The organism is Dysgonomonas sp. GY75, assembly GCF_015234155.1.
GTDB classification, from domain to species: domain Bacteria; phylum Bacteroidota; class Bacteroidia; order Bacteroidales; family Dysgonomonadaceae; genus Dysgonomonas; species Dysgonomonas gadei.
The window spans coordinates 80,669-86,668 of the sequence record NZ_JADCLQ010000067.1 but is presented as its reverse complement, the minus strand read 5'-3'; the positions used below and the strand labels follow the sequence as shown (position 1 = coordinate 86,668).

Below are 6,000 nucleotides of genomic sequence, written 5' to 3'. Positions count from 1 at the left end.
ATAGTAACACCTTCTGCTTCCGAAAATAAATTGGCTAAATAAGTGTAGTTGTTATTTAATTTTTCGCTCAGATAATCAGAAAAATTGACTTTTAGTTCTTCTCTAGCGTGATGTATCAGTTCTATAATTATAGTTTTTATCTGTTCTATTTGGATTGCCTTTTTATCATCCATCAATTTAAGTCCCGATTTCAATAGTATTGTTCGAAGCTGCTCTTGTTGGTCAATTGAAATTTTCTCTATAGTTTCTATTACCCCCAACCGAACACTGGAATATTTGATCCCAATTTCCTCAAGATTGGATTTCACCATCATTATGCAACGACGACTAACCATATATTTGACATATATCTTCATTGGAGTGTTTATTTGACTGTAATATACTGATTTATTTAGGGCTGTTTGAAGATGAAGTATCTAGAAGACATCATTCAATTATATTCTAAACAAGTACAGAAAACGGGTAAGTATAATTACTTACCCGTTTGATATTATAGATCAATTCGTTTGATTAGTAACGATTTCCATTGTAGCCACCATTTCCACCACGGTTGTTGTAACCTCCGCTAGCTCTATCTGTTTTAGGGCGAGCAATAGTTGCAGTGATCGTCTTGCCTTCATAATCAGCATCGTTTAACTCATTAATAGCTTTTTGACCTTCTGCATCATTAGGCATTTCAACAAAGCCGAATCCACGGGATTTTCCGGTTTCTCTGTCTGTAATAATCTTAGTAGATTCTACTTCGCCATAGGCTGTAAATAATTCCTGTAAACTCTCGCTTGTTGTGCTAAAGTTTAGATTCGATACGTAAATGTTCATTCTTTTTATTATTAATTATTATTGGACATCCTTATTGGTTAGACCGCTCCTTACAGCATTCATCATGCCTCTTGGACCACATTCCAAATTGAATGTTACCATGTTTATTTCTAAAATATCTTTGTTTATATAGGAATAGCTGTTCTGTGATTTATATTTTTGATTTATGCAATCTGATATATTTATCCACTCGGGCATCTATTTCCTCCTGGGACAAATGGGCCGGGAGTTCGATTGTTGTCCTGTCGCTAATTATGACATGGATAACAGACCCATTTTTTTCCTTTACATTTTTCAATACAGATTCAGCCTGCTGGGTGGCTGAAGTCCTTTCAGAGCGGGTTATCTCGCCCTCTTTCCTGTTTATCGAAGAGCTTTGTCTTGTTGCCATTTTTGTTTTGATTTGCCTTATTTACTTTTACATATACGAAAGTCTTGTTCAATAGCTATCATTTCATCTGTTTTTCAGAAACCATATCTTTATATATTTGAGCTATTCGCAATAAGCGGGATGAACGATCACTTTCAGTGATAACAGAATGATCTTCAAGTATAGTTGTAAACTTTTTTCTTAATAGAACTAATAACAAGAGGTCTGAAGATGTTTTATCTATTGTTATATTTATCATTCTTCTTGCTATATATTGGGACAGTTTGTCATATTCATATTTTGCAACATCAATCAGAGTTTCGTCTTTATTAAGAAGCTCGGAGATAATTGTTTCAGGAGAATCCAATTTTGAATTTAAAAACTCATCATATAACAGTCCCGCATTATTCGCAAATAATTCCCCTAGATTCAGGTGTTCTCCCATCCTCACGGCAAAATCATGTACATCGACAAACTCACCTTCCTGAAGTTTCAATCTTTCATTTGTAGCTTCCAATAACCGTCGAATAGTTATATCTCCCGATTTTGTTATAAGCCCTAACTGATCGATCAAAAGCTTTTCATCTTTTGATAAATTTCCTGTTCGCGGCTTATATTGCAAGTCATGTTCAATTTCATTATATACATGCGACAACAGGCTGCAAACCTGAATTTCGCATGTTGTATTTTTTAAATTGAAATTGTCTGTCAGATATTCGGAAGGTAAAGCTACCTGACAGTGAGTCGCTTTATAGTATTTGCCATTATCGCCATTCTTGTCTTTAACTTCAATTCTGATTTCATCATTACCCTTGCCAATAAAAGTTCGCCGAATCTCCTCTACGACTTTCGGCCTGTCTGTTTCCTGGTAAGTTATAATGCGAACGCCAGCAAGGTCACTAATTCCTTCAAATACACTATTTACAGTTTGGTATTTGCCGCTTTTCCTTAATTTCTCGGCCAGACTTGTCGGACTTTTAGCTCTGTGTTGAACAGTAGCTCTGACAGTCAGATTCTTTTCGACTATGATCTGGCATATATCAAAAACTATATCGGACAGCTTTTTATAACGATCATATTCTCTGATGTATCTTTTGACGGTTTCTTCTATCAAATTATCATCCATGAGGTAGAACTATTGCTGATAATGCTACTTTTTCTGCTATAGCAAATTCTTCTTTCAATTTGGACACAACTTCTTTAACGCTACTTATTTTCTGGGCCAGATGAGCATTTATTCCGGCAAAAGCATATCCTTTTTTCATATCGCCTTTAGATGCATTGAATAATGCTTTCATTATACAATAGGGGCTCTTAGTATAGTCACAGGTTTTTATACAATGTACGGGACAGTTTTTAGGAACTTCTAATCCTTCGGAAACACGTTTGAGAAACTCTCCTTTGATGGCACGCCCGGGCATACCTACAGGACTGTTGATTATCATTAAGTCGTCTTCTTTAGCTGTAAGATAGACCTGCTTGAAGGCTTCTGAAGCATCGCATTCCTCTGTAGTAACAAATATTGTTCCCATCTGTACAGCTGATGCTCCCATTTCGATAAAACGGTATATATCCCCTCCTGAAGATATCCCACCTGCGGCAATAACTGATATCGTTTTTATTTCTTTATATGAAGCTACCGTTTTTATAACTTCTGGAATTATTTGTTCAAGAGAATACTGCTCATCATCAAGTTGGTCTCTTTTAAATCCTAAATGCCCTCCAGCTTTTGGTCCCTCTACAACTATCGCATCCGGCAAATAACTGTAGTTATTATACCATTTCTCACAAATTATCTTTGCGGCACGGGCTGAGGAAACAATAGGCACTAATTTAGTTTTGCTATCGGCAGTTTGATAGGATGGTAAATCCAACGGAAGTCCTGCACCTACAAATATTATATCTGCTTTTTCAGCGATGGCAGTATGTGCCATATCTGCAAAATTAGATAAGGCAACCATTATATTGACACCAATTATACCTTTTGTCTTTTCTCTGGCTAAACGCAATTCTTCTTTCAGTCCCCAAATACTATTCTTTATGAAATTTCCGTGACCTTTGTGAATGAGACCTAAACCAGCACATGATATAACACCTATACCTCCTTCATTAGCCATCGCCGATGCTAAACCGGATAAAGACACACCTACACCCATTCCTCCTTGGACAACCGGAAGTTTTACTTCCATATTCCCTATAAAAAATGATTTCATCTTATTTACAAAAATGTGTTATGATCAACCGCATTATAGGCTCTCATAACTGATTAATACTATAAACAAGCGAGTTGATTTTGTTGTCGATTTTGACGATGGGAAGATCCGCTAACAGAGGCGGAGCAAATCATTGTGAAGAAAAGATACAATAAAAACTATATTGTTAGACATGTAAGATACGGAAACAAATCGACTTATTTGTTGTTTTGTAATATCTTATTAAAATATTTTCGTTTTTTTATTTATAACTTTAGCATAAACATTGATATATTCGATCATTTTGGTAATACTCTCAACCTGAATCTCGCTGAAAGTAATAAAATTCTGAAATAATAAGGGAGCATATGAAAGTATATATTCTTAGAAGGCCCCAAAAGACATTCAGAATACCTTTTGAAGAAATGGAAATTGTATAGAAATGCTTGTTCATATACAACAGAATTCTTATCTATAGTTTGCGACCAACTTCTTCAAGTGAAAATTAGAAAAAAGTACAGAAAAAGAAACATTAGAATAAAGCATTTTATATCTTTGCAAAAGATAAGTCGCTCTTTGTATAGTGAGGAAATTAAGCATATCTAAGAACTAAGCTGGTTTCTAAATCGTTACCTATTGAAAGGCGAATACTGCGTAATCGATTGATTAATAGATAATAATGGGTTTTGTTATGTCTTGCTACGTGAGTCGTAAGTCTCTTCGTAATACCGCACAGATCAGCGATTTCTTTCAAGTAAGAATTCATCTTTTGATTTGTCAGAACAGGTAATAAAACTCCATTTTTTAAGCACAAAGGATGATCTTTATATCTATCAATGATTACTTTAGCTGAACTCAGAACAGGCACATTACACATATTACCTGTTTTCTCACGAGGCTTGCGAATCCATAGGGCATCATTATTATCTTTCAACAGATGTTCTGGTCTAAGATGCTTTACATCAACAAAAGCCAATCCTGTAAATGCACAGAAGATGAAGATATCTCTAACAACTTCTAGCCTTTTGATAGTGAATTCTTTTTTTATCAGTATGTCTAATTCTTCTTGTGATAAAAACTCAACACTAACTTGGTCATGCTTAAATTGAATTCCCACAAAAGGATCTTTCTTTATCCATTCGTTGGCTAGAGCAATTCGGATAACCTTTTTCAGACTCTTTAAATGCTTTAAAGCTGAGTTGTGTTGCATATTTCTCTCAGTCTTCAGGTAGAATTCTAAATTTTGAATGAATATGCGATCAACCTCTCTCAACAATATATCATCTTTCTTATAGGTGTGTTTAATATAGGCTTTGAGAGCTTTTAAAGACGTCTCAAACTTTTCGACAGTAGATATAGAGAAATCCTTTCCAACTAACGCACGACATCGCTTATTATGCTCCGAATAGATTTCAATAAGTGTTTTCTGTGATTCATCCCGACCATATAGCTTATCTCGGATAGCATCTGCTGTTACTCGTTTACCATCAATTTCTAATTCCCGATGTATTTTCAGAATTTTTGCTCGCATCGTATCGATATAACGATTGATTTCCGTTCCGACTTTTCCCGAAGATGTACAAGATTCTCTTGGCTGATTCCAATGGTCAACAGATACACTTCTTTTGATAGAGATATCTACTGCCCGATTGTTGACAGTGATACGCATACAGATAGGAGCTTCCCCATTTCTTAATAACTTGTGCTTCCTGAGTAGAAAGTTCACATTGAATGTACTTTTCTTAAATCCCATGATTCATTCATTTTTACATTAACAAAATTACTACTAAAATCCCATTTTGTTGATATGTAAAATATTGAATTATAAAGAATAAGCTACTGTGAAAGTGGGATATTTTCTTTCGTTTTTTAAGTCCCACGGCTAAGCCTTTTTTGACTGCTTCTTAATGGGATTTTCTGCTAGGGTCTGAAAACAAAAAAGTCCTGAATTCTGCTGAATTTCAGGACTTTTCGTCGATTTGTAAATCTTATTGGCGGTATGGACGGGACTCGAACCCGCGACCCCCTGCGTGACAGGCAGGTATTCTAACCAGCTGAACTACCACACCATTTTGTTTTGCTTTTTTATTAGCAGCATTCCCTCTCAAATGCGATGCAAAGATATGACAAGGATTTGAATCCTGCAATAGCTTTGAGCAGTTTTTTTAGAATAAAATTTAATATCATTGGATTTCAGAGGATTAAAAATATGATAAAATTGAAAAGTTATTAGCGGAAGAGTGTTTAGAGAAGAAAATACTAGGATTAAAATCAGAAGAAGAGGAATTTACTCCACTTATTTTGATTAAACCCAAAGTAAAACAGAAACTCAAAATAGTGCATGAGTCCCATAATGAATTATACAGAAATGAAATTATCTGCTATAAGAGTTGATTTAAGAGTACATTAAGTACGCTTGAAGGCCTTAGAATAAACTGTATATACCATTTTTAGATCTCGATAGAGAACTTCTATTAGGCGGTTAGACATTTCTTCGGCAGAAAGACAGTAAAGAAAATTATATGAATCTATTTTCTAGAATATTGCGGAGTATATAAAATAAAGCTATAGAAAGGAGATATGCTAAAAGAGATCTTAATTTGAAGTAGTCACAATTTA

The 6,000-nt window shown here is 34.9% G+C and carries 5 protein-coding genes, 1 tRNA gene and 1 pseudogene; all 7 read right to left on the bottom strand.

Going from position 1 to position 6,000, the window contains the following annotated elements:
- Positions 1 to 356, bottom strand: a pseudogene (locus IR083_RS24080) (AraC family transcriptional regulator); the annotation flags it as partial.
- Between the two features lie 154 nt (positions 357 to 510).
- The gene (locus IR083_RS24075) at positions 511 to 819 is read right to left on the bottom strand and encodes an RNA recognition motif domain-containing protein (RefSeq protein WP_135105827.1); all 309 of its coding nucleotides are present in this window, start codon (positions 817 to 819) and stop codon (positions 511 to 513) included.
- Positions 820 to 970: 151 nt separating this feature from the next.
- Positions 971 to 1,210, bottom strand: coding sequence for a hypothetical protein (locus IR083_RS24070; RefSeq protein WP_135105829.1), 240 nt, complete (start codon positions 1,208 to 1,210; stop codon positions 971 to 973).
- 58 nt (positions 1,211 to 1,268) lie between these two features.
- Positions 1,269 to 2,315 (bottom strand): GTP pyrophosphokinase family protein, encoded by a 1,047-nt coding sequence (locus tag IR083_RS24065; protein ID WP_194226213.1) that lies wholly within the window; start codon positions 2,313 to 2,315, stop codon positions 1,269 to 1,271.
- Positions 2,308 to 3,402: an NAD(P)H-dependent flavin oxidoreductase gene (locus tag IR083_RS24060; RefSeq protein WP_194226212.1), complete on the bottom strand. Its 1,095-nt coding sequence runs from the start codon at positions 3,400 to 3,402 to the stop codon at positions 2,308 to 2,310. Before IR083_RS24060 ends, IR083_RS24065 begins: the two co-directional genes overlap by 8 nt.
- Positions 3,403 to 3,973: 571 nt before the next feature.
- Positions 3,974 to 5,134: a site-specific integrase gene (locus IR083_RS24055; RefSeq protein WP_194226211.1), complete on the bottom strand. Its 1,161-nt coding sequence runs from the start codon at positions 5,132 to 5,134 to the stop codon at positions 3,974 to 3,976.
- Between the two features lie 239 nt (positions 5,135 to 5,373).
- Positions 5,374 to 5,450, bottom strand: a tRNA-Asp gene (locus tag IR083_RS24050).
- Positions 5,451 to 6,000: the final 550 nt, after the last annotated feature.

Bases quoted from the DNA above. Each gene is read 5' to 3' on its own strand.
- IR083_RS24075 (WP_135105827.1), bottom strand. From the start codon at position 819: ATGAACATTTACGTATCGAATCTAAACTTTAGCACAACAAGCGAGAGT.
- IR083_RS24070 (WP_135105829.1), bottom strand. From the start codon at position 1,210: ATGGCAACAAGACAAAGCTCTTCGATAAACAGGAAAGAGGGCGAGATA.
- IR083_RS24065 (WP_194226213.1), bottom strand. From the start codon at position 2,315: ATGGATGATAATTTGATAGAAGAAACCGTCAAAAGATACATCAGAGAA.
- IR083_RS24060 (WP_194226212.1), bottom strand. From the start codon at position 3,402: ATGAAATCATTTTTTATAGGGAATATGGAAGTAAAACTTCCGGTTGTC.
- IR083_RS24055 (WP_194226211.1), bottom strand. From the start codon at position 5,134: ATGGGATTTAAGAAAAGTACATTCAATGTGAACTTTCTACTCAGGAAG.